This is a genomic window from Streptococcus sp. CF7_Ac1-12 (assembly GCF_024295905.1).
Classification (GTDB): Bacteria; Bacillota; Bacilli; order Lactobacillales; family Streptococcaceae; genus Streptococcus; species Streptococcus mitis_AP.
In genome coordinates, this window is sequence record NZ_JANCPG010000006.1 from 69,912 (window position 1) to 92,632 (window position 22,721).

At 41.2% G+C, this 22,721-nt stretch carries 24 protein-coding genes and 3 pseudogenes; 22 read left to right on the forward strand and 5 right to left on the reverse strand.

Translation table 11 applies throughout. The features are described from left to right. Positions 1–135 precede the first annotated feature (135 nt). The 6 genes and pseudogenes from NMM17_RS04405 (at position 136) to NMM17_RS04430 (ending at position 4,238) form a co-directional block, all read left to right on the forward strand. On the forward strand, positions 136–1,647 hold the full coding sequence (locus NMM17_RS04405) for an ABC transporter ATP-binding protein (RefSeq protein WP_004242726.1): 1,512 nt from the start codon (positions 136–138) through the stop codon (positions 1,645–1,647). A gap of 290 nt (positions 1,648–1,937) precedes the next feature. After that, positions 1,938–2,366, forward strand: a pseudogene (locus tag NMM17_RS04410) (DUF389 domain-containing protein); the annotation flags it as partial. After that, positions 2,347–2,580: pseudogene (locus tag NMM17_RS04415) on the forward strand (TMEM175 family protein); the annotation flags it as partial. The pseudogenes NMM17_RS04410 and NMM17_RS04415, both read left to right, overlap by 20 nt. Further along, the gene (locus tag NMM17_RS04420) at positions 2,505–2,846 is read left to right on the forward strand and encodes a hypothetical protein (protein ID WP_000397556.1); all 342 of its coding nucleotides are present in this window, start codon (positions 2,505–2,507) and stop codon (positions 2,844–2,846) included. The pseudogene NMM17_RS04415 and the gene NMM17_RS04420, both read left to right, overlap by 76 nt. 13 nt (positions 2,847–2,859) lie before the next feature. Further along, entirely contained in the window at positions 2,860–3,183 is a 324-nt protein-coding gene (locus NMM17_RS04425; RefSeq protein ID WP_254753916.1) for a potassium channel family protein, read from the forward strand. Then, a complete protein-coding gene (locus NMM17_RS04430; RefSeq protein WP_254753917.1) occupies positions 3,180–4,238 on the forward strand; it encodes a DUF389 domain-containing protein in 1,059 nt (352 codons plus the stop codon). The genes NMM17_RS04425 and NMM17_RS04430 overlap by 4 nt, the downstream gene beginning before the upstream one ends. Before the next feature lie 151 nt (positions 4,239–4,389). Here the strand turns inward: NMM17_RS04430 and thrS are convergent, their stop codons facing one another. From thrS to NMM17_RS09630, 3 genes and pseudogenes are all read right to left on the reverse strand, one after another. Next, a complete protein-coding gene (gene thrS, locus NMM17_RS04435; protein ID WP_061087731.1) occupies positions 4,390–6,333 on the reverse strand; it encodes a threonine--tRNA ligase in 1,944 nt (647 codons plus the stop codon). Continuing rightward, positions 6,330–6,971: a hypothetical protein gene (locus NMM17_RS04440; RefSeq protein ID WP_004240768.1), complete on the reverse strand. Its 642-nt coding sequence runs from the start codon at positions 6,969–6,971 to the stop codon at positions 6,330–6,332. The genes thrS and NMM17_RS04440 overlap by 4 nt, the downstream gene beginning before the upstream one ends. After that, positions 6,956–7,156: pseudogene (locus NMM17_RS09630) on the reverse strand (hypothetical protein). The gene NMM17_RS04440 and the pseudogene NMM17_RS09630 overlap by 16 nt, the downstream one beginning before the upstream one ends. Before the next feature lie 131 nt (positions 7,157–7,287). Here NMM17_RS09630 and NMM17_RS04445 point away from each other — a divergent pair. The 7 genes from NMM17_RS04445 (at position 7,288) to NMM17_RS04475 (ending at position 13,009) form a co-directional block, all read left to right on the forward strand. Continuing rightward, positions 7,288–7,461 (forward strand): hypothetical protein, encoded by a 174-nt coding sequence (locus NMM17_RS04445; RefSeq protein ID WP_254753918.1) that lies wholly within the window; start codon positions 7,288–7,290, stop codon positions 7,459–7,461. A 14-nt stretch (positions 7,462–7,475) separates the two neighbouring features. Continuing rightward, positions 7,476–7,745, forward strand: coding sequence for a 30S ribosomal protein S15 (gene rpsO / locus NMM17_RS04450; protein ID WP_001018251.1), 270 nt, complete (start codon positions 7,476–7,478; stop codon positions 7,743–7,745). An 878-nt stretch (positions 7,746–8,623) separates the two neighbouring features. Next, the gene (locus NMM17_RS04455; protein WP_060628622.1) at positions 8,624–9,244 is read left to right on the forward strand and encodes a CadD family cadmium resistance transporter; all 621 of its coding nucleotides are present in this window, start codon (positions 8,624–8,626) and stop codon (positions 9,242–9,244) included. A 258-nt stretch (positions 9,245–9,502) separates the two neighbouring features. Then, complete coding sequence (locus tag NMM17_RS04460) at positions 9,503–10,549, forward strand: iron ABC transporter permease (protein ID WP_254753919.1); 1,047 nt, start codon at positions 9,503–9,505, stop codon at positions 10,547–10,549. Position 10,550: 1 nt separating this feature from the next. Next, the gene (locus tag NMM17_RS04465) at positions 10,551–11,306 is read left to right on the forward strand and encodes an ABC transporter ATP-binding protein (RefSeq protein ID WP_084924041.1); all 756 of its coding nucleotides are present in this window, start codon (positions 10,551–10,553) and stop codon (positions 11,304–11,306) included. A gap of 19 nt (positions 11,307–11,325) precedes the next feature. Continuing rightward, on the forward strand, positions 11,326–12,336 hold the full coding sequence (locus tag NMM17_RS04470) for an ABC transporter substrate-binding protein (protein ID WP_020903633.1): 1,011 nt from the start codon (positions 11,326–11,328) through the stop codon (positions 12,334–12,336). Continuing rightward, complete coding sequence (locus NMM17_RS04475; protein WP_078238199.1) at positions 12,317–13,009, forward strand: alpha/beta hydrolase-fold protein; 693 nt, start codon at positions 12,317–12,319, stop codon at positions 13,007–13,009. Before NMM17_RS04470 ends, NMM17_RS04475 begins: the two co-directional genes overlap by 20 nt. A 43-nt stretch (positions 13,010–13,052) precedes the next feature. Here the strand turns inward: NMM17_RS04475 and NMM17_RS04480 are convergent, their stop codons facing one another. Next, positions 13,053–13,802, reverse strand: a complete 750-nt coding sequence (locus NMM17_RS04480) for a 1-acyl-sn-glycerol-3-phosphate acyltransferase (protein ID WP_078238200.1) — start codon at positions 13,800–13,802, stop codon at positions 13,053–13,055. 133 nt (positions 13,803–13,935) lie between these two features. Between NMM17_RS04480 and NMM17_RS04485 the strand changes: the two genes are divergently transcribed. The 7 genes from NMM17_RS04485 to NMM17_RS04515 all read left to right on the forward strand — a co-directional run bounded on the left by NMM17_RS04485 (position 13,936) and on the right by NMM17_RS04515 (position 21,241). Then, on the forward strand, positions 13,936–16,272 hold the full coding sequence (locus NMM17_RS04485; protein ID WP_254753920.1) for a cation-translocating P-type ATPase: 2,337 nt from the start codon (positions 13,936–13,938) through the stop codon (positions 16,270–16,272). 101 nt (positions 16,273–16,373) lie between these two features. Then, positions 16,374–17,051 carry a tRNA (adenine(22)-N(1))-methyltransferase TrmK gene (locus tag NMM17_RS04490; RefSeq protein WP_254753921.1) on the forward strand — a complete coding sequence of 226 codons (678 nt, stop codon included), beginning with the start codon at positions 16,374–16,376 and terminating at the stop codon, positions 17,049–17,051. Then, a complete protein-coding gene (locus NMM17_RS04495; RefSeq protein WP_254753922.1) occupies positions 17,038–17,835 on the forward strand; it encodes a Nif3-like dinuclear metal center hexameric protein in 798 nt (265 codons plus the stop codon). Before NMM17_RS04490 ends, NMM17_RS04495 begins: the two co-directional genes overlap by 14 nt. 16 nt (positions 17,836–17,851) lie before the next feature. Next, the gene (locus NMM17_RS04500; RefSeq protein WP_254753923.1) at positions 17,852–18,955 is read left to right on the forward strand and encodes an FAD-binding oxidoreductase; all 1,104 of its coding nucleotides are present in this window, start codon (positions 17,852–17,854) and stop codon (positions 18,953–18,955) included. 6 nt (positions 18,956–18,961) lie between these two features. Next, entirely contained in the window at positions 18,962–19,276 is a 315-nt protein-coding gene (locus NMM17_RS04505; RefSeq protein WP_254753924.1) for a hypothetical protein, read from the forward strand. Next, the gene (gene galE, locus NMM17_RS04510; RefSeq protein WP_024057477.1) at positions 19,255–20,274 is read left to right on the forward strand and encodes a UDP-glucose 4-epimerase GalE; all 1,020 of its coding nucleotides are present in this window, start codon (positions 19,255–19,257) and stop codon (positions 20,272–20,274) included. The genes NMM17_RS04505 and galE overlap by 22 nt, the downstream gene beginning before the upstream one ends. A gap of 1 nt (position 20,275) precedes the next feature. Beyond that, positions 20,276–21,241 (forward strand): glycosyltransferase family 2 protein, encoded by a 966-nt coding sequence (locus NMM17_RS04515; RefSeq protein WP_004240783.1) that lies wholly within the window; start codon positions 20,276–20,278, stop codon positions 21,239–21,241. A gap of 57 nt (positions 21,242–21,298) precedes the next feature. Here the strand turns inward: NMM17_RS04515 and NMM17_RS04520 are convergent, their stop codons facing one another. Beyond that, complete coding sequence (locus tag NMM17_RS04520; protein ID WP_004240803.1) at positions 21,299–21,496, reverse strand: ferredoxin; 198 nt, start codon at positions 21,494–21,496, stop codon at positions 21,299–21,301. A 45-nt stretch (positions 21,497–21,541) separates the two neighbouring features. On the opposite strand from NMM17_RS04520, the gene NMM17_RS04525 reads away from it, so the two are divergent. Together NMM17_RS04525 and cmk are read left to right on the forward strand one after the other, a co-directional pair. Beyond that, positions 21,542–22,033 carry an SAG1386/EF1546 family surface-associated protein gene (locus NMM17_RS04525; protein ID WP_001040920.1) on the forward strand — a complete coding sequence of 164 codons (492 nt, stop codon included), beginning with the start codon at positions 21,542–21,544 and terminating at the stop codon, positions 22,031–22,033. Between the two features lie 8 nt (positions 22,034–22,041). After that, positions 22,042–22,713, forward strand: a complete 672-nt coding sequence (cmk, locus tag NMM17_RS04530) for a (d)CMP kinase (protein ID WP_000849405.1) — start codon at positions 22,042–22,044, stop codon at positions 22,711–22,713. Positions 22,714–22,721 lie beyond the last annotated feature (8 nt).

Below are 22,721 nucleotides of genomic sequence, written 5' to 3' on the forward strand. Positions count from 1 at the left end.
GATAGTAAAAACTGCAGTACTTGTGTGATTTACAATTATTGCACTCAATGTCCGAGTATCGCACTATCTGAAATAGGGAATAGTAGAGATTGTTCTGCGATATGTAAAAAAACGCATTAGCAAGGAGTATCGTATATGCTACCATATCTTAAAACTATTAGATGGTATCTCTTCTTTAATTTTCTTTTTGGTGTAGTATCGAATATCTGCACAGCTTTGTTACCGTATTTCACGCAGGCATTAATCAAAGGGGATTATCAAGTAGCTCTATATGGTTACTCTATGTCAGTGGCAGGCTATTTGAGTTGTAACTATATCCAAATGATACTTGATTGGAAGCAGGGAATTATCTTTTCGACTACTTTGAAAAATGAGTGGTTTCGTTCACTTCTGGGACTCAGTCACCACGATTTCAAGCAGAAAACAGTAGCAGAGTATATTTCCTATCAATCTAATGACCTAGATTCGTTGGAAAAGGATTACCTTCCTCCATTGATGAGTTTTATCAAACAAATTTTACGTATCATCATTTACGCTTTCATTATTAGCAGAACAATTAATCCTATTGTATCACTGATTTTAATCTTTTCTACTGGAATTAGTATTCAAATTCCTAAAATCGTTGGGAAGTTGACCGCTAATCGTAGACAGGTTTACTTGAAAAAACAAGGAGATTACTATCGAACTTTGGAGGATTTGCTCATGGGACATCATTTGGTAAATAAACTAACTATGTCGCATTTTTTGAATCAACAAAAGAGTTCTCTAAAGAATTTGCAGGATAAGTATTTTAAGTATGGTTTGACAAAAATTACAGGCATCTTATTGACAGGTGTTTCTTTTGAATTCATTAGTCTTGTTCTGTTTATTTATTTAGCCTACTCTCTATCTCACCAGCAACTCGGTATTCCTGAGGTGGTGGCGAGTTTCGGATATATTAATGCTTTTTCTGAACCAATACAGGAAATCCTTTATGATTTACAAATGTTAGAGTCCGTAAAGCCTGTAATCAAGAGTTTTCAAAACATTGTTGGGAGACCCGTTTCAGTTCAAGCACCTCAACATTCTTTTGATACGATTACTTTGAAAAACATTTCCAAACAACTGGGAGAATCAAAATTGATAATTACTTCCGCTACGATTCAAAAAGGGGATAAAATTGCGCTTATTGGTAAGAATGGTTCTGGAAAAAGTAGTCTTCTCAACATTTTAAATGGAACAGATGAAGATTTTGAAGGACAAATTGTGCTAGATGGGCTTGTTTTGGACCATCTTTGGGGAAGATTCGGTATGATTCTGCAACAAGAACATACATTTATTTCGAGTTATGAAAATAATGTAACACTATTCAATAGTTTCAATGAAAAATTCAGAGAAGAAGATTTTGAAAAAATTCCACCACAATCCCTGTCAGGTGGTCAGCAACAACGAATGTATTTAAATCGTGAGAAAAATCGTAAAAATCCATTGCTTATCCTAGACGAACCTTTCTCTGCCTTGGATACTAATCAGTTTAAAATGGAATTGGAAAGAGTTCTGGAACTACCAAGTGCCGTCATTGTTACTTTACATCGCCAAAACGAATTATTAAGTAAGTTTGACCAAGTTTGGGAAATTAAGAATGGAGAACTTGTAATTTTGAAATAGCTAAATTATAAAGAATAAAACGCATAGTATCAAGGTTCAGGAGATACCGTTTTTCCTTCTTCGGATAAGGAAACAAAAATTTCTTGCTTCATCTATCTATTCAATTGATAGATTTCGTCAGAGAAAAACTGTAAAATTTTTGATATAATATAAAGGATGGACTGACGGATACTTAAAAGATAATTTTCAAAAGAATAACAGGTGAGAAGAAAAATATGTAAGATTGGACAGAAGTCTCTCTACCATCATCCATGCAGAAACAAGATTATATAAAATAAAAGGAGTAACCAATGAACGGAAATTATTCAACACGGGAATACCGTGAGAAATTATACGATGACCTTCATGTTCGATTGAGAGATACAGCGATTTTGATGTGTGCAATTTTTATTGCCTCTATCGGTCTAAATATGAATTCAACAGCTGTTATTATTGGAGCCATGTTAATTTCACCTCTCATGACACCGATTGTTGGACTGGGATTCGGTTTAGCTATTTTTGATACGCGTTTAATCAAGCAATCTCTAGAGGTTTTATTGACTCAAGTGTTGGTCAGTTTGCTTGTCTCGACTCTGTATTTCTGGATTTCTCCCTTGTCTTATGCAAGTAGCGAGTTGATCGCACGAACCTCTCCAACCATTTGGGATGTTCTCATTGCTATTGCTGGTGGGATTGCTGGTGTGATCGGTTCAAGGAAAAGAGTTAGAAAAACCAACAACACCAAGTCTTGAAGCTTTTTGGGATTTACGGCAAAATTTCTTTGCTTGTTTTCTTTCCTTTTTCTGGTTGGGATCGTTATGGATGGCACTAAACACATTATGGGAAAAGGTTGAGAAAATTTCCTCAGAAATTATTTGGTGGAATTTGTTTCTACTCTTGGAGCGGCAGGAGTTCTCTTTGGAGAATTTCATGCCATCCAAGATACCAGTCTGAATGATGTGGTGGACCGGATCTATATAAATGTCAAGGATTTACCGTTTCAGTCCTTGGGAGCTTTAGCTAATATCCTGTCTGATGTTAAGAAGGGACTGATTCAAGACAGTCATATCTGGTCTTTCTTCCAGTCATTTTTCAAACAATATCAGTTGATAATCAGCTTAAATCAGATCTATCAGTTTGTCTATCTTTCTCTGATGGAGATCATGTCCTATCTTCACTTTGATTATTGGAAAAAACGGCTCGGTCAGGAGCTAGTATGAATAAGGAGAACAAATGAGACGTTTAAAAATGTTATGGCATATTATACAGGTTACGGGTTTTACTCGGTTTGCTCTGAGTTTTGTGACCTTTGTTTTTGGGTCAGGAGGCGTGCTTTTCCTAGTTGAACCTGCTATCACAAATTACGGAGACGGTCTTTGGTATGCTTTTGTGACTTCGACGACTGTCGGCTACGGGGATCTCCTAGCTGTGACCATGATTGGAAGGATTACCAGTGTCTTCTTGACGATTTATGGGCTCATATTTTTTGGCTGTTTATCAGCTGTTATTATTAATTATTATACCGATTTAAATAAGGAAAGAGGAGAGGACAAATGACTGCCAATTATTCAACACGGGAATACCGTGAGAAATTATACGATGACCTTCATGTTCGATTGAGAGATACAGCGATTTTGATGTGTGCAATTTTTATTGCCTCTATCGGTCTAAATATGAATTCAACAGCTGTTATTATTGGAGCCATGTTAATTTCACCTCTCATGACACCGATTGTTGGACTGGGATTCGGTTTAGCTATTTTTGATACGCGTTTAATCAAGCAAGCTCTAGGGGTTTTACTTACTCAAGTATTGGTCAGTTTACTTGTATCGACTCTGTATTTCTGGATTTCTCCCTTATCTTATGAAAGTAGCGAATTGATTGCACGAACCTCTCCAACCATTTGGGATGTTCTCATTGCTATTGCTGGTGGGATAGCAGGCGTAATTGGATCAAGGAAAAAAGAAGCAAACAATATCGTGCCAGGAGTAGCCATTGCAACAGCTCTGATGCCACCTATCTGTACTGCAGGTTACGGTTTAGCTAATGGGAATGTACGATTTTTATTGGGGGCTCTCTATCTTTTCTTGATCAACTGTGTCTTTATCATGCTAGCCAACATTGTTGGAACAAGAATTTTGATGAGAAAATCTCCTTTAACTTCATTTAAAGAGCTGAGCATTAAAATGAGAATTGGCTTGATTTCTTTGATTGTATTGTTGATTCTTCCAGCTAGCTATTCGGCAGTTACTCTGACAATAGAACAAGCGCGCAAAGAAGGGATCAAACAGTTTGTAGGAAAAGAGTTCGCCAATTATACGGTTATTAATCAAGTCTACAAGTCAAGTAACAATGAATTGGTCTTGACGGTTGTTGGAGATCCGATTTCAGAAGACGAATTAGAAACGCTCCACCAAAAACAAGCCTCTTACGGTATTCAATCTGTTCAATTGAAAGTCAATCAAGTTCATAATTCGACAAAATTAGACAGTGATACGACCAAGGAATTTTATGAAACCATTAACAAGTATATCGATCAAAAACTCTCTGAAAAAGATCCACAAAAAGATCTCGTAAAAGAAGTAAAAGAAAATGAAGCAGACAAGGAATGAGGATATTGACCTTATCCAACTCATGAAAGCAAATCTTGTGTGGTAGTTTGACCAATCACTACTAGCTCAGGTTAAATAAAATATAAAAAAGCAACAGCTGAAATAGTTGTTGCTTTTTAGCTAGCTAGGATTTTATCCCAGGTTTTGTCTCTTATTTCTCAACGCGTGATTTGTTAGCGATATCAGCAAGGATAGCTTGAACAAAATCATCAACTGAGACAGTTTGTGTTTCTTTTTGGCCATAGCGGCGAACGTTAACAGTTCCGTCTTCCATTTCCTTGTCCCCAACGATCAATTGGTAAGGAATCTTGCTGGTTTGTGAAGCACGGATTTTGAACTGCATTTTTTCATTGCGCTCATCGACATCTGCACGGACACCGCGGTCACGGAGTTTCTTAGCCACTTCCCAAGCGTAGTCCACATGTTTTTCGTTAGAAACTGGAATGAGGGTTACTTGGTGTGGTGCTAGCCATGTTGGGAAGGCACCCTTGTAGTTCTCAATCAAAATAGCTGTGAAGCGTTCCATAGTTGAGATAACCCCACGGTGGATCATAACTGGACGGTGCTCTTCGCCATCAGCTCCGATGTATTTAAGGTCGAAGCGTTCTGGAAGCAAGAAGTCAAGTTGGATAGTTGAAAGGGTTTCTTCTTTACCAAGGGCGGTCTTAACTTGGATATCCAATTTTGGTCCGTAGAAGGCTGCTTCACCTTCGGCTTCAAAGTAGTCAACGCCCATTTCATCAAGAGCTGCACGAAGCATGGTTTGGGCATTTTCCCACATCTCATCGTTGTCAAAGTACTTGTGAGTATCTTGAGGGTCGCGAAGAGAGAGACGGAAGCGGTATTCAGTCAAGTTGAAATCTTCATAAACATCGATAATCAACTGAAGGGCACGTTGGAATTCTTCTTGGATTTGTTCTGGAGTAACGAAAAGGTGACCGTCGTTGAGTGACATCTCACGCACACGTTGAAGACCAGTGAGGGCACCTGATTTTTCATAACGGTGCATCATACCGATTTCAGCGATACGGATTGGCAATTCACGGTAAGAGTGAACATGGTGTTTAAAGACTTGGATGTGGTGTGGGCAGTTCATTGGACGAAGGACAAATTCTTCCCCGTCACCCATGTCCATAGTTGGGAACATATCTTCTTGGTAATGATCCCAGTGACCGGAAGTTTTGTAAAGCTCAACAGAAGCAAGTGGTGGAGTGTAAACGTGTTGGTAGCCAGAAGCCAACTCCTTGTCGACAATGTAGCGTTCCAATTCACGACGGATAGTCGCACCATTTGGTAACCAGAATGGAAGCCCTTGACCAACCTCTTGAGAAATCATGAAGAGATCAAGTTCTTTACCAAGTTTGCGGTGATCACGTTCCTTAGCTTCTTCACGCATTTGGAGGTAGTTTTTCAAGTCTTTCTTGTCAAACCAAGCTGTACCGTAGATACGTTGCATCATAGCGTTGTCGCTATTTCCACGCCAGTAAGCACCGGCTACATGGAGAAGGTGGAAGATTTGGATGCGGCCTGTTGATGGGACGTGAGGGCCACGGCAAAGGTCTACATATTCACCCTGACGATAGATAGTCAAACCGCCTTCGTCTTCTGAGTGTTCTTCAATCAATTCCAACTTGTAAGGGTCGTTCTTGAAGATTTCACGTGCCTCGTCTTTAGTAACTTCTTCACGGATTGATGGGAAGTTTTCTTTGACGATTTTGTGCATTTCTTCTTCGATACGAGGAAGGTCTTCGTTAGAGATTTGACCAGCAGTATTGTCAGTATCGTAGTAGAAACCATCTTCGATGGCTGGACCAACTCCCAAGTGAATGTCTGGGAACAGACGACGAGCTGCTTGGGCGAACAAGTGAGCAGCTGAGTGACGCAAGATTGGAAGGGCATCTTCGTGATCAGGTGTCACGATTTCGATGCTTCCATCTTCAGTGATAGCACGAGTAGTGTCGATGAGTTTGCCGTTGAATTTACCAGCCAAGGCTTTTTTAGCTAGGGAATTGCTGATAGATTGGGCAATTTCAAAAGTAGTAACGCCAGATTCGAATTCACGAACAGCGCCATCTGGGAAAGTAATGTTAATCATGATGTTCTCCTTAAACATTTATTCTTTTTTTTGTTGGACAATTTTAAGAGCCGAGCGACCTCTTTCATAGTCTGATTTTCTGATTGACTACCATCTGTCAAGAGACTAGAATATCCTAATTCCATTGCTTCTTTACGAACCATTTGGGCAAAAAGAATGTCTCGTTGCATCCAGTTTTCAAAAGCTTTATCAGGGTTAGTTGTTCCCTCTAAGACATAAGGAACCCATTCTCTCTGTCTATAATGTTTTTTCTGAAAATCAGCTGTCGGAGTCAAGCATAGATAGGAAGAAGTTGGATATTCAAGCTCCTTAACCAAGTGAGGCAACAGTCCTGCTCCCTCCACCAAGAGAGGTCTGTTTTGATTTTTTATCAAGTAAGATTTTACATAAGGGAAAATCTCCTCATAGCAGTGCCATTCTTCATCCGCCATCTCTTCTGGATTTCTCATCCAGATTTGTTCCGGACTTCTATCCTGTCTAAGAAGGCAAATTGGTTGTGAGTCTGCACTTGCTTGAGTCATCATCTCGTCTACCAAATCATCGAGTTTGATATGACGTAGCTGGTATTGTCTAGCAAGAAGTGAGGCAATTGTTGACTTTCCACTACAAGGCGATCCACCAATCATATAAAGCACCATTCTTCCTCCTTCTGAAAAACAAAAAGCGACATCCCCGAAAGGACGTCGCAACGTGGTTCCACCTTCATTTATGTTCCTCAAAAAAGAGGGACACCTCTGATTGGCTCTAACGTGGCCACCGTTTTATGTTTTCATAAAAAACTCAAGAGTAGTATCAGTTTAGGCTCTCTATGCGTTTCCAGCAACCACGCACTCTCTAGTAGAAAGGGACTAAGTGACTTGTCTCTATGGATTATTATAGCATGATTGTGAAAATTTTCAAGATTTTTGTAGAATTTTTTGAATTTCCTTGTTAGAAAGGTGTTGGCAATCAGATATGGTAATATTAGAAGAAGTTGATACTCTTAATGATGCTAGTGAAGCAAAGAGAAAGAAAGTAAATCTGTTGACAAAGAAGTTAGTTATTGGTAGAATAGTGATTGTCGTAAAGACAAATAACTTCTTCTTGGTTGCAGGCCTGCCAACCTGTCACTCGGATGAAGCCAAATAAAAAGGAGAAACATCATGGCAATCTCAAAAGAGAAAAAAAATGAAATCATCGCACAATATGCACGTCACGAAGGTGATACAGGTTCAGTAGAGGTTCAAGTTGCTGTCCTTACTTGGGAAATCAACCACCTTAACGAACACATCAAACAACACAAAAAAGACCACGCTACTTACCGTGGATTGATGAAAAAAATCGGTCGCCGTCGTAACTTGCTTGCATACTTGCGTAAAAACGACGTTAACCGTTACCGTGAGTTGATCAACTCTCTAGGACTTCGTCGTTAATTCAAGATACAAAGGCCGTCAAAAGCACAAAGCAAAAATAGGAAAATTGACGAAGAAACTTCAGTTTCTAGGAGATTTTATCTTTTTTGCCAAGTGCTTAGGCCGTGTTCAATTGAGCATATCTTGATAATGAAGCTACTCTAAATTGGGTAGCTTTTTTACTTTTGTCAACTTACCTTGGTATACTCAAGTATAATCTTCGGTTACGGTTCCTAGCACTGTAAGGTAAAATAAACCAGATATTCTCCCTTCGGGGAGATTTTTTTGTTTCACTAAAAATTTTGTACAACCTTCGCCTCGTCGCCTAGTCTATAAACGGTTTATCCAGCAAGAATCATGATGCTAAGGGCGTAAGAAATCCGTATGAAAATAGGGAAATGACACAGTGTTCGATGAACACAAGGAGTTTCATCTTTTTCACTAGGATTTTAGCCCGGGCTCAAATCAGCTCTCTGATTTTCAGAGGGCTTTTTTATTGAGTTTTATCGGTCACAATTTTGGAGACTACAAAAACCTTGAAGCTCGCCATTAGCAAATTGGTTTGGTTTTATCGGTCACAATTTTGGAGACTACAAAAACCTCAAATGGTATCAGCTAATTACACCATAAGGGTGCGCAGCTACTCGGCTTTAAATGCCGAGTAGCTGTCTGCAAGCTCCTTCGGAGAGCCCACACTTTACGAAGTAAAGTATAGTATGTTATACTCTACATGGAAGTAGTCACTGAATTCCAGTTAGAAATTACTTTGTAACTACGTTTTGAGGAGGAGTAAAATGCTTTCCTATGTTCGACATTACCCACTAGCGATAGCTAAATTAATGTGTCTGTGCTCTCCTAAAATCTGCTGATTTATTACTGACCAATACAGGAGGTTTTTTATGGGACAGACAATCATATCTGCTATTGGTGTTTATATTTCCACCAGTATCGATTATTTAATTATTTTATTTATTTTATTTGCACAGCTATCACAGAATAAACAAAAATGGCATATTTATGCGGGGCAATATCTAGGCACAGGCTTACTTGTAGGGGCGAGTTTAGTTGCTGCTTATGTCGTTAATTTCGTGCCTGAAGAATGGATGGTTGGATTGCTTGGTTTAATCCCTATCTATTTAGGGATTCGCTTTGCAATTGTTGGAGAAGGTGAGGAGGAAGAGGAAGAAGAGGAAGAAATTATTGAAAGATTAGAACAAAGCAAGGCAAATCAACTGTTTTGGACAGTTACATTGCTAACAATTGCGTCTGGCGGAGATAATTTAGGTATCTATATACCTTATTTTGCTTCGTTAGATTGGTCACAGACCCTCGTGGCCTTGCTTGTGTTTGTAATCGGCATAATTATCTTATGCGAGATTAGTCGGGTGTTATCCTCTATTCCGTTAATATTCGAGACAATTGAAAAATACGAGCGAATCATTGTGCCCTTAGTATTCATTGTACTTGGACTATACATCATGTATGAAAATGGCACGATAGAGACTTTTCTGATCGTGTAGATTTTTTTGTTTCACTAGGATTTTAGTCCGAGCTCAAATCAGCTCTCTGACTTCAGAGGGCTTTTTATGTTGTCATCTTACCTTGCTATGCTTAAGCATTATCTTTGCTTATGCTTCCTGGCACTGTATGGAAAAATCAACCATAATTTTTCTGATTTTAATTGTATTTTTTCTATAGCTTGTTACACAGTTGAAAATATGGTATACTTTTTCATGAGAATTTTCTAAATTTTTAAGATTCTATCAAAGGAGGTTTGCATGCTTTCCAAATTTTCTGGAAGCCGACAAGACCAGCAATTTGTGTTACTTTTAGTTATTTTGCTAGGTATTTTAGGGATTTCTCTCTTTCTAGCAGTTTCAATGGGATCTGTTGCAATTGATCTAGGAGATACCTATCGGATTGTTTTGAGCAGGTTGGGATTTCCTCTTGAGATAGGAGAGGTTTCCAAGTCTACTCTTGCCATTGTATGGAACATGAGATTCCCCCGAGTATTGTTAGGTTTGATAGTGGGGGCTGGTCTTTCTATGTGTGGTAGCGTGATGCAGTCTACAGTGAACAATCCCATCGCAGAGCCTTATGTTTTAGGAATATCTGCGGGTGCAACTCTAGGGGCAACTTTGAGCATCATTCTTGGTTTAAAAGTGATGATTAGCCTTGGAGCTTTTCTTGGAGCTATTTTGGCAACAATTTCTGTCCTCATCATTGCCTCTATGCAGGGAAGGATGACGACTTCTAGTCTGATTTTATCAGGAACGGTGGTCAATGCTCTCTTTCTGGCTTTTTCAAACTTTATTATCTCAGTTGGTGCTAATGCGGACAGTGTGATGACCATTAAGTTTTGGACCATGGGCTCGCTTGCTGGGACTACCTGGGCAGACTTGGTCCTGCCAACTATAATAGTAGGAATGGCCTTTCTATTTTTCTCTACTCAGTATCGTGTTTTCAATGCGATGATGATGGGAGATGAGGCTGCTTTAACTTTGGGGATTCCCTTACGCTTTTATTGGTATCTTTATGTGACCATGGTGGCTGTGCTGACAGCAGTCTTAGTGGCAACCTGTGGGATTATTGGATTTGTCGGTCTGATTACTCCACATTTAGCTCGAGGGTTAGTAGGAACGAATTACAAGAGGCTTTTTCCTGTTGCAACCTTGATGGGTTCCCTCTTTGTCATCTGGGCAGACGTACTCTCTCGTATCATCATTCCAAACGCAGAGCTTCCTATTGGTATTTTCACAGCCTTAGTAGGTGCTCCCTTCTTTATCTATATTGTTGGAGGTAGGCGAAGGGAGGTGAGGGTCTGATATGGACTTGATTTGTCAGGATATCCATTTTGGACTAGGAGAGAAAAAAATCCTCAAAGGAGTCTCTCTTAAGGTTGAGGGGAATCAATTTCACACGATATTAGGACCAAATGGAAGCGGAAAAACCAGCTTGCTTAAACTCCTCTATCGTCAGGAAAAGGCGGACAAAGGCTTGATAAGCCTAGATGGAAAGCCGCTGGATCATTGGTCACTCAAAGAAACAGCCAAGCAAATGGCAGTTGTGACCCAGTTTAACCAACTGCAGTTTGATTGTACAGTTGAAGAAATCGTCTTGCTGGGAAGAACTCCCCACCTCTCTTTTTTACAGAAGGAAAGGGAAAGGGATTTTACTCTCGTTCAAGATGCCCTCGTTAAGGTGGATATGCTCGAGAAGAAAACTCGTCTCTATTCGTCTCTGTCAGGGGGAGAGAAACAGCGAGTTTTGTTAGCCCGAGCCTTGGCGCAAGAACCGACTCTCTTGCTCCTGGACGAACCAACCAATCACTTGGATATCAAGTATCAGCTAGACTTGTTGGCCATTGTGAAGAATCTCAAGGTCAATGTTCTAGCTGTCTTGCATGATATTCAACTTGCTTGTCGCTATTCGGATTATCTCTATCTGATGAAAGAGGGAGAAATCCTTTACCAAGGGACTCCAAAGGAGACTATCACCCCTGAGTCATTGCAAACTATATACGGAGTTCAAAGTCAGGTGACTTGGACCGAGGATCAGCAAGCTATGATTCACTATTTATAAGAATGAAAAGGAAAACAAGATGAAAAAAACACTAAGCATTTTACTCGTAACAGTAGCTACCTTAACTTTGGCAGCTTGTGGTAACACTACTACAGAAAAAACTACCACACAGTCTAGCACAGAAACAAGTCAAAAGGCGAGCACAGAGACGACTTATCCACTAACGGTCAAAACCTATGACGCGAAAGGGAATGAAGTCGAACAAGTCTTTGACAAGGCACCTGAAAAAGTTATCACCAACAATCTTTCAACCACTGAAATCTTATTGGAGTTAGGGTTGAAGGATAAAATTGCTGGCATGCTTAATCCTGATAATGCTGTGACGGACAAATACAAGGACGCGATTGCGACGATTCCTCAAATTGGAGATAAAAAAACAGTCTCACAAGAAACAGTCCTTTCTTATGAGCCAGACGCTGTGATGGGGCGAAACATGATGTTTTCTGAAAAATCCTTGGGGACAGTTAGCACTTGGAATGAAAACAAAATCCCAGTTTATACTCAAAAAGCTTCTCTCTCAACGATTCAGCAAGATTTGGGGAATATCGTAGAAGATGTCAAAAATCTTGGAATGATTTTTAATGTTCAGGACAAGGCCAATGAATACGCAGCCCAATTACAAACTAAAATTGACGCTGTTAAGAAAGCAAATCCAGCAAGCCAAGGTGAAAAGAAAAAGGCTTTGATTATGGTTGCTTATAATGATGAAACCTTCGGTGCCTACAAGTCTGCTTTGCAAGAAAGTTTGCTGAACCAACTTGGTTATACAAACGTTGCTACGGGGACATCAGGCTTGACCTTGGAAAATCTCGTGTCAATGGATCCTGAATTGATTATCTATGTAACCAGCGATCGTAATAAAAAATTGGATGAAAAAGCAGTAGAGTTGATGAAGGCAAATGCTGTTTTGGAAAGCGTTCCTGCTATTAAGAATCAAAAAATCATGACCATCTCTTACGATGAATTGATGGACTATGGTCCAGCAGTGATTGATTCCCTTGAGAAAATCAATGACTTTATCAATAAATAATGAGTTTGATTGGGAAGGAATCCAAGTCAAGGTCAGCCTTCCTTCTAACTACGACCCCAATCAAACCTATCCGGCTATTTTATTGAATGATGGAAACTTGGACTTCCTATCGTCCCTTTCCGAATCTGTGATTTTAGTGGGCTTGACCTCTAAAAATCGCCTAGATGACTACACTCCCTGGAAGGCAGCTGCTTTGAGAGATGGAGCTCCAGATTTTGGCGGTCAGGCAAATGCCTATCATAGTGATTTATTTGGAGGCCTTTTAGACAAGCTGAAGTCGCTATATCGCCTGGACGAAACTCGCCTTGCTTATGGAGGCTACTCACTAGGTGGTTTGGCGGCAGTCTACAGTCTTTTCAGCTTTGACAAGGTTTCCTGTGTCTTTTCGATCTGCGGTTCCTTTTGGTATCCTGATTTTGCGGCTTACTGCAAGGCAGAAAATGTGAAAAATTTGGACTGTTTGCTGTATTTACAGAATGGTCAAACAGAAGGAGCATACCATACTAATCGCTTGGCTCAAGCACCAGTCTATGCTGAGCAGATCCATACCAGTCTTCAGAAACGCTATCCGAACGGTCAGTTTGTCTTTGATCCTTATGGACACCATGAACAAGTAGTTGAGCGATTTTTAGCTTTTTCCAGCTGGTTGGCCCAAAAATGGAAAATTAAGTAAAAGAATTATCCCTTGGCTTTTGCCAAGGGATTGTTGTATTTATTTAACCAAGGTTTTCTCTCTTTTTATCTGGATTCCAGACGAAGCTTGCGATAAAGCTAAAGATGATGGTTAGGATAGCGAGGATAATGGCAAGGATGAGAGCAGGGATGCGGATAAACCACCAGAGTGGGTTTGGTTTTTTATCATTGTGCCATTGTTTCGTTTCTTGGTCCAAACGTTGGAATTCTGCTTGAATGCGATTGGCGACTGTTTCAATGCCTTCATCATTCATTTTCTTGATATCTGAGATATCGATTGGATTTCCAAAGTTCATATCGACACGCTCACGGCTAACCAAGCCTTTCAAGGTTATAGGACCTGTGTAGGTAACCGGCATAATACGGACCTTGGCCATTTTGGCAATCAGGGCAACTCCACCCTTGACATCGTTTGAGTGACGGCTCCCACTTGGGAACATGATAAGGGAGCGGTCACTTTTTTTAAGAACATTGATAGGGTATTTGATGGCAGAAGCGCTAGGATTTTCACGGTCGATAGGAAAGGCACCACACATACGAATCCACCAACCAAAGATACGGTTGGTAAAGAGTTCTTTTTTTGCCATAAAGATGAACTGTTTTGGCTTGGTCGCAAAGGCCATGTAAACTGGATCCCACCAGGTACGGTGAGGGGCAACCAGAATATAATTTTCATCTTGATTAGGAATTTTATCAGTATTATGATAGTGGGCATTGCCATTGATGGACCATAGGAGCAAGACAACTAATCCGCGTAAATAAGTATAAAACATGCGATCTCCTTCGATTGTTTTCTTGTTATTATTATACCTTATCAAAGGAGGGCTGGCAAACTTTTTCCCTTGACTAGGTGCATATTTGGGATGAGATTAGAATTCTTTTAGAAAAAATGATATGATAGAATTTATGGATAAAAATAAGATTATGGGATTAACCCAAAGAGAAGTCAAGGAAAGACAGGCTAAGGGCTTGGTCAATGATTTTACCGCATCGGCTAGTACAAGCACTTGGCAAATCGTTAAACGAAATGTCTTTACCCTTTTTAATGCTTTGAACTTTGCCATTGCTTTGGCACTAGCCTTTGTGCAGGCTTGGAGCAATCTGGTCTTCTTTGCCGTTATCTGCTTTAACGCTTTTTCTGGGATTGTGACTGAGCTGCGGGCCAAACACATGGTGGACAAGCTCAATCTCATGACTAAGGAAAAGGTTAAAACCATTCGTGATGGCCAGGAAGTAGCTCTGAATCCTGAAGAATTGGTTTTAGGAGACGTCATTCGTTTGTCTGCTGGGGAGCAGATTCCTAGTGATGCCTTGGTTCTAGAAGGTTTTGCGGAAGTCAATGAAGCCATGTTGACCGGTGAGAGTGATTTGGTGCAAAAGGAAGTTGACGCCTTGCTTTTGTCTGGAAGTTTCCTAGCCAGTGGGTCAGTTTTGGCTCAAGTCCACCATGTCGGGGCAGACAACTATGCTGCTAAACTCATGCTGGAAGCCAAGACCGTTAAACCGATCAACTCACGTATCATGAAATCGCTGGACAGGTTAGCTGGTTTTACTGGGAAGATTATCATTCCTTTTGGTCTAGCTCTCTTGCTAGAAGCCTTGCTTTTAAAAGGCCTGCCTCTTAAGTCATCTGTTGTAAATTCGTCGACAGCCCTTTTGGGGATGTTGCCCAAGGGAATCGCCCTTTTGACCATCACTTCGCTTTTGACTGCGGTTATTAAGCTGGGCTTGAAAAAGGTCTTGGTGCAGGAGATGTACTCTGTTGAGACCTTGGCACGCGTGGATATGCTCTGTTTGGACAAGACGGGCACCATCACCCAAGGAAAGATGCAGGTGGAGGCTGTTCTTCCTTTGACCGAAGAGTATGGAGAGTCAGCGCTTGCTAGCATCTTGGCCAGCTATATGGCTCATAGTGAGGATAAAAATCCAACAGCTCAAGCCATTCGCCAGCGTTTCCAAGGTCAGGTAGTCTATCCTATGATCTCTAATCTGCCTTTCTCAAGCGACCGCAAGTGGGGTGCTATGGAATTGGAAGGTCTGGGGACAGTTTTCCTAGGTGCGCCTGAGATGTTGCTGGAAAACGAAGTCCCAGAAGCCAGAGAGGCCTTGGAGAGAGGTTCACGTGTCTTGGTCTTAGCCCTCAGTCAGGAGAAATTAGACCATCACAAACCACAGAAACCATCTGATATTCAGGCTCTAGCCTTGCTGGAAATATTGGATCCCATTCGAGAGGGAGCAGAAGAGACGCTGGACTATCTCCGTTCTCAGGAAGTGGGCCTCAAGATTATCTCTGGGGACAATCCAGTTACGGTATCCAGCATTGCCCAGAAGGCTGGTTTTGCGGACTATAACAGCTATGTCGATTGTTCAAAAATCACGGATGAGGAATTGGTTGCTATGGCGGAGGAGACAGCTATTTTCGGACGTGTTTCCCCTCATCAAAAGAAACTTATTATCCAAACGCTGAAAAAAGCAGGTCATACAACAGCTATGACAGGGGACGGGGTTAATGATATTCTGGCCCTTCGTGAGGCGGATTGTTCCATCGTAATGGCGGAGGGAGATCCTGCGACTCGTCAGATTGCCAATCTGGTTCTCTTGAACTCTGACTTTAATGATGTTCCTGAGATTCTCTTTGAAGGTCGTCGTGTGGTGAATAACATTGCCCACATTGCACCGATTTTCTTGATAAAGACCATCTATTCTTTCTTGCTCGCAGTTATCTGTATTGCCAGTGCTTTACTAGGTCGGTCTGAGTGGATCTTGATCTTCCCTTTCATTCCGATCCAGATTACCATGATTGACCAGTTCGTGGAAGGGTTCCCACCATTCGTTCTGACTTTTGAGCGAAATATCAAACCTGTTGAGCCAAACTTCCTCAGAAGATCCATGCTTCGTGCTCTACCAAGTGCTCTCATGGTTGTGTTCAGCGTTCTTTTTGTGAAAATATTTGGAAGTAGCCAAGGTTGGTCTGAGTTAGAAATTTCAACTCTACTCTATTATCTCTTGGGGTCAATTGGTTTCTTATCTGTATTTAGAGCCTGCATGCCATTTACCCTATGGCGTGTCCTCCTGATTGTTTGGTCAGTAGGAGGCTTCCTAGCCACAGCTCTCTTCCCAAGAATTCAAAAACTGCTTGAAATTTCAACCTTAACAGGACAAACATTACCTGTTTATGGTGTCATGATGTTGGTCTTTACCGTGATTTTCATCCTGACTAGTCGCTATCAAGCCAGAAAATAAAGAAAGGCTGCAATCTGTGGATTGCGGTCTTTTTAGGTACAAGATTGCCAGCTGAAATGTGGTATAATAAGAGGTAATAGAGTTTTGGAAAGTGAGAGAAAATGATTTCAAAGAGATTAGAATTAGTGGCTTCCTTTGTGCCACAGGGAGCTATTTTACTAGATGTGGGAAGTGACCATGCTTATCTGCCTATCGACTTGGTCGAAAGAGGAAAAATCGAAAGTGCCATTGCAGGTGAGGTGGTGGAAGGTCCCTACCAATCTGCAGTCAAAAATGTTGAGGCTCACAGCCTAAAGGAGAAAATCCAGGTTCGTTTAGCCAATGGCTTGGCAGCCTTTGAAGAGTCAGACCAAGTGTCTGTCATTACCATTGCTGGTATGGGTGGTCGTTTGATTGCTAGGATTTTAGAAGAAGGCTTGGACAAGTTAGCTAATGTAGAACGATTGATCCTTCAGCCCAATAATCGTGAAGACGACTTGCGTATTTGGTTGCAAGACAATGGTTTTCAGATTGTGGCAGAAAGCATTCTAGAAGAAGCTGGTAAGTTTTATGAGATTTTGGTGGCGGAAGCAGGACAAATGAAGTTATCTGCCAGTGATGTTCGCTTTGGACCTTTCTTGTCCAAAGAAGTCAGTCCAGTATTTGTCCAAAAATGGCAAAAAGAAGCTATTAAGCTAGAGTTTGCCCTCGGACAAATCCCAGAAAAAAATCTGGAGGAACGTCAAGTTCTAGTAGATAAGATTCAAGCCATCAAGGAGGTTCTCCATGCTAGCAAGTGAAGTAATTAACGCATATGAAGCCTTTTGTCCTCAGGAATTTTCCATGGAGGGAGACAGTCGTGGTCTGCAAATTGGCACTTTAAACAAGGATATCCAAAGGGTCATGGTGACTCTGGATATTCGTGAAGAAACGGTGGCTGAAGCCATTGAAAAGGGTGTGGACTTGATTATCGTCAAGCACGCGCCGATTTTCCGTCCTATCAAGGACTTGGTTGCCAACTGTCCGCAAAATCAGATTTACATCGACCTCATCAAGCATGACATCGCAGTTTATGTCAGCCATACCAATATTGATATCGTTAAAAATGGCCTCAATGACTGGTTCTGCCAGATGCTAGGAATCGAGGAGACAACTTATCTGCAGGAAACAGGCCCTGAACGTGGAATTGGACGTATTGGGAATGTTCAGTCTCAGACATTTGGAGAATTGGCCCAACACGTCAAGCAAGTCTTTGGTCTAGATAGTCTTCGAATGGTGCATTATCAAGAGAATGACTTGCAGAAGCCTATTTCAAGAGTGTCCATCTGTGGTGGAAGCGGGCAGTCTTTCTATAAGGATGCTTTAGCTAAAGGAGCGGATGTCTATATCACTGGTGATATTTACTACCACACTGCCCAGGATATGTTGTCTGATGGCTTGCTAGCCTTGGACCCAGGTCACTATATTGAAGTGCTTTTTGTGGAAAAAATCGCAGAGCTTCTTAATCAATGGAAAGAGGAAAAAGGCTGGGAACTAGAAATTTTACCTAGTCAAGCATCGACCAATCCTTTCCACCATATCTAGTTTGAAGGTGAAAACAATGAAAAAAGTTGCCATTATTGGAGCAGGAATTGTAGGTGCAACAGCTGCCTACTACCTCTCGAAAGAAAGTGACCTAGAAGTGACTGTTTTTAACCATGGACAAGGTCAGGCTACCAAGGCTGCAGCAGGAATTATCAGTCCTTGGTTTTCCAAACGCCGTAATAAGGACTGGTACAAAATGGCGCGCTTGGGGGCTGACTTTTATGTGGATTTATTAGCTGATTTAGAGAAGTCAGGACAAGAAATCGACTTTTACCAGCGTTCGGGAGTCTTTCTCCTGAAAAAGGATGAAACTAAGTTGGAAGAACTCTATCAACTAGCCCTCCAGCGTAGAGAAGAATCTCCCTTGATAGGGCAATTAGCCATTCTGGACCCAGCATCAGCTAATGAATTATTCCCTGGCTTGCAGGGATTTGATCACTTGCTCTATGCTTCTGGTGGAGCGAGAGTAGATGGCCAACTCTTAGTGACTCGTTTGCTAGAAGCCAGTCAGATCAAGCTGGTCAAAGAAAAAGTGACTCTGACACCGTTAGCATCAGGTTACCAGATTGGTGAAGAGGTGTTTGATCAGGTTATTTTGGCGACGGGAGCTTGGTTGGGGGATATGTTAGAACCCTTGGGTTATGCTGTGGATGTTCGTCCCCAAAAAGGACAACTCCGAGATTATTGGCTTGCCCAAGACATGGAATCATACCCTGTTGTTATGCCTGAAGGGGAGTGGGATTTGATTCCTTTTGCAGGTGGGAAATTATCCCTAGGCGCTACTCATGAAAATGACATGGGATTTGATTTGACGGTAGATGAAACCTTACTCCAACAAATGGAGGAGGCAGCCTTGCCTCACTATCCAGTTTTAGCTAGAGCGACTTCAAGAGCTGAGCGTGTGGGAATCCGTGCCTATACCAGTGATTTCTCTCCTTTCTTTGGGCAGGTACCAGAATTGGCAGGTGTCTATGCTGCTAGTGGACTAGGTTCATCAGGCCTCACAACTGGTCCTATCATTGGTTACCATCTAGCTCAACTGATCCAAGACAAGGAGTTGACCTTGGACCCTCTAAACTACCCAATTGAAAACTATGTCAAACGAGTAAAAAGCGAGTAATACTCAATGGAAATCAAAGAACAAACTAGGAAACTAGCCGCAGGCTGGTCAAAGCACTGCTTTGAGGTTGTGGATAGAACTGATGAAGTCAGCTCAAAACACTGTTTTGAGGTTGTGGATCGAACTGACGAAGTCAGTAACCCTACCTACAGCAAAGCAAGGCTGACGTGGTTTGAAGAGATTTTCGAAGAGTATAAGCATTTTACTGAAATTTTATCCTACCCTCTAGGATGGCAAATGACATTCCCTATCAAAAATGGTAAAATAAGAAAAAATAATCCGAGAATCGAGGAAAAAAGATGCAAGAAAAGATTTTGGTAACGGGTGGAGCAGGTTTTATTGGAACCCACACTGTTATTGAGTTAATCCAAGCAGGTCATCAGGTTGTTGTGGTGGATAACCTTGTGAATAGTAACAGAAAAAGTTTAGAAGTTGTTGAAAGAATCACAGGAGTTGAAGTGCCTTTCTATGAGGCAGATATCCGTGATACCGATACCCTCAGAGATATTTTCAAGCAAGAAGAACCAACAGGGGTCATTCACTTTGCTGGCTTGAAGGCTGTCGGTGAATCTACCCGTATTCCTCTTGCCTACTATGACAACAATATCGCTGGAACTGTTAGTCTTTTGAAGGTCATGGAAGAAAACAACTGTAAAAACATCATTTTTAGTTCTTCTGCGACAGTTTACGGAGATCCTCATACAGTGCCAATCTTGGAAGATTTCCCACTTTCAGTGACCAACCCATATGGCCGCACCAAGCTTATGCTAGAGGAAATTTTAACGGATATCTACAAGGCAGACTCAGAATGGAATGTGGTCTTACTTCGTTATTTCAACCCAATCGGAGCCCATGAGAGTGGTGATTTAGGAGAAAATCCAAATGGTATTCCAAATAACCTTTTGCCATATGTGACTCAAGTAGCCGTTGGAAAATTAGAGCAAGTGCAAGTGTTTGGAGACGATTACGATACGGAAGACGGAACTGGTGTTCGTGACTATATCCACGTTGTCGATTTGGCTAAAGGTCACGTTGCAGCTCTGAAAAAAATTCAAAAAGGTTCAGGCCTAAACGTTTATAACCTTGGAACAGGTAAAGGCTACTCAGTTCTTGAAATTATTCAAAATATGGAAAAAGCAGTGGGACGTCCAATTCCTTACCGCATTGTAGACCGTCGCCCAGGGGATATCGCAGCCTGCTATTCAGATCCTGCAAAAGCTAAAGCAGAACTCGGCTGGGAAGCAGAACTAGGTATCACCCAAATGTGTGAAGACGCATGGCGTTGGCAAAGCAAGCATCCAAATGGATTTGAAGACTAAGATGGTGATGTCAATCATTGTCCCCTGTTTAAACGAAGAGGAAGTACTTCCTCTTTTTTATCAGGCTTTGGAAGCTTTACTTCCAGATTTGGAAACAGAAATCGAGTATGTCTTTGTCGATGATGGATCAAGTGATGGGACCTTAGAACTGTTAAAAGCCTATCGAGAGCAAAATCCGGCAGTTCATTATATCTCTTTTTCTCGAAATTTTGGCAAAGAAGCAGCTCTCTATGCAGGCTTGCAATATGCAACAGGAGATTTGGTGGTAGTGATGGATGCAGACCTCCAGGACCCTCCTAGTATGTTACTTGAGATGAAAGCCTTACTAGACCAAAATACAGACTTGGACTGTGTTGGGACACGGAGAACTAGTCGAGAGGGGGAACCCTTCTTTCGCAGTTTCTGTGCTAATCTCTTTTACCGCCTCATGAAAAAAATTAGTCCAGTAGCCCTGCCGTCGGGTGTCCGTGATTTTCGTATGATGAGAAGGTCTGTAGTCGATGCCATTTTAAGCTTGACGGAGTTCAATCGTTTTTCTAAGGGACTTTTTGCCTGGGTCGGTTTTAAAACCTACTATTTGGACTATCCTAATGTCGAAAGGCAGGCTGGCAAGACCAGTTGGAGTTTTAGGCAACTCTTTTTCTACTCCATTGAAGGGATTGTTAATTTTTCAGATTTTCCCTTGATTATATCCTTTGTGGCAGGTCTCCTATCTTGTTTTATTTCTCTACTTATGACCTTTTTTGTTGTGGTTCGGACCCTCATTTTGGGCAATCCGACATCAGGTTGGACCTCTCTGATGGCTGTTATTCTCTTCCTTGGTGGGATTCAACTCTTGACCATTGGGATTCTCGGCAAGTATATCAGTAAGATTTATCTAGAGACTAAAAAAAGACCACTTTATCTCGTCAAAGAAAAAAGTGACCTTCCTGATTTTACAGAAAAAAATAAAGAGAAAAGACTATAATTTTGCATGGAAATATGCTAAACTAGAAGGAGTGGAACGTTCTTGTCGATATTAGAGTTAATCTTTAATCAAGGCACGTGTCGGACAGTTTCTAACAGCTTCTATGACGTCCTGACTAGGAGAGATTTCTTTTTCTAGTTGGTCAGAGTCATCGTAAAAACGCACGATTCCATTATCGTGGTAATCAAATAATTCAGAATAAGTTTGGCAAAGCCCACAGGCAATGCAACGTTCAGGTATAAGTGTGATTTTCATATTTATATTGTAATAAGAAAAGTAAAAAAAAACAAGGAGTAAGGTATGGCAAAAGAACCGTGGCAAGAAGATATTTATGAGAATCAAGAAGAAACAAGATCAGAACGTCGTAAGAGAGAACAAGGTGGAGGAGTGCTGGCTAATCGTATCTTGACTATTTTAGCAAGTATTTTCTTTGTGATTGTAGTCGTGATGATTATTGTTCTTATCTATCTTTCATCGGGTGGGAGTAATCGCACAGCAGCCTTGAAAGATTTTCACGATTCAGATACAAAAGTAGAGCAAGTTTCTTCTACTTCTAGTAGTAGTTCAGAGCAGGCATCTTCTAGTTCAGAGGAGAAGGTAGAAGAGTCATCTAGTAGCTCAGAACATCCAACTGATCCAGAAGGGACTACAAAAGTTATGGCTGGAGAAGGAGAAGCCGCCATTGCCGCTCGTGCAGGAATCTCGATTGCTCAGTTAGAGGCTTTGAATCCTGGCCATATGGCTACAGGATCTTGGTTTGCTAATCCAGGTGATGTTGTCAAAATCAAATAGGAGTTGATATGAAAACAATTCAAATTGCTATTGACGGTCCAGCTTCAAGTGGTAAGAGTACGGTCGCGAAGATTATTGCTAAGGATTTTGGGTATACCTATCTAGATACAGGTGCCATGTATCGTGCGGCGACCTATATGGCTCTCAGAAACCAATTAGGAGTCGAACAAGTTGAAGAACTCTTAGACTTATTGGACCAGCATCCAATCAGTTTCGGGCGCTCAGAAACTGGAGAACAGCTTGTCTTTGTAGGAGATGTGGATATTACCCATCCTATCCGTGAAAATGAAGTGACCAATTATGTTTCTGCTATTGCAGCAATTCCTGAAGTACGTGAGAAACTAGTTTCTCTCCAACAAGAGATTGCCCAGCAAGGTGGGATTGTCATGGATGGTCGCGATATTGGGACTGTTGTATTGCCACAAGCAGAATTGAAAATTTTCCTAGTAGCTTCGGTAGATGAAAGAGCAGAGCGCCGTTACAAGGAAAATATTGCCAAGGGAATTGAAACAGACCTTGAAATCCTAAAAGAGGAAATTGCTGCGCGTGACTACAAGGATAGTCATCGTGAGACTTCGCCTCTCAAACAAGCAGAGGATGCTGTCTACCTTGATACAACTGGTTTGAACATTCAAGAAGTAGTTGAAAAAATCAAAGCAGAAGCTGAAAAAAGAATGTAAATGTAGAG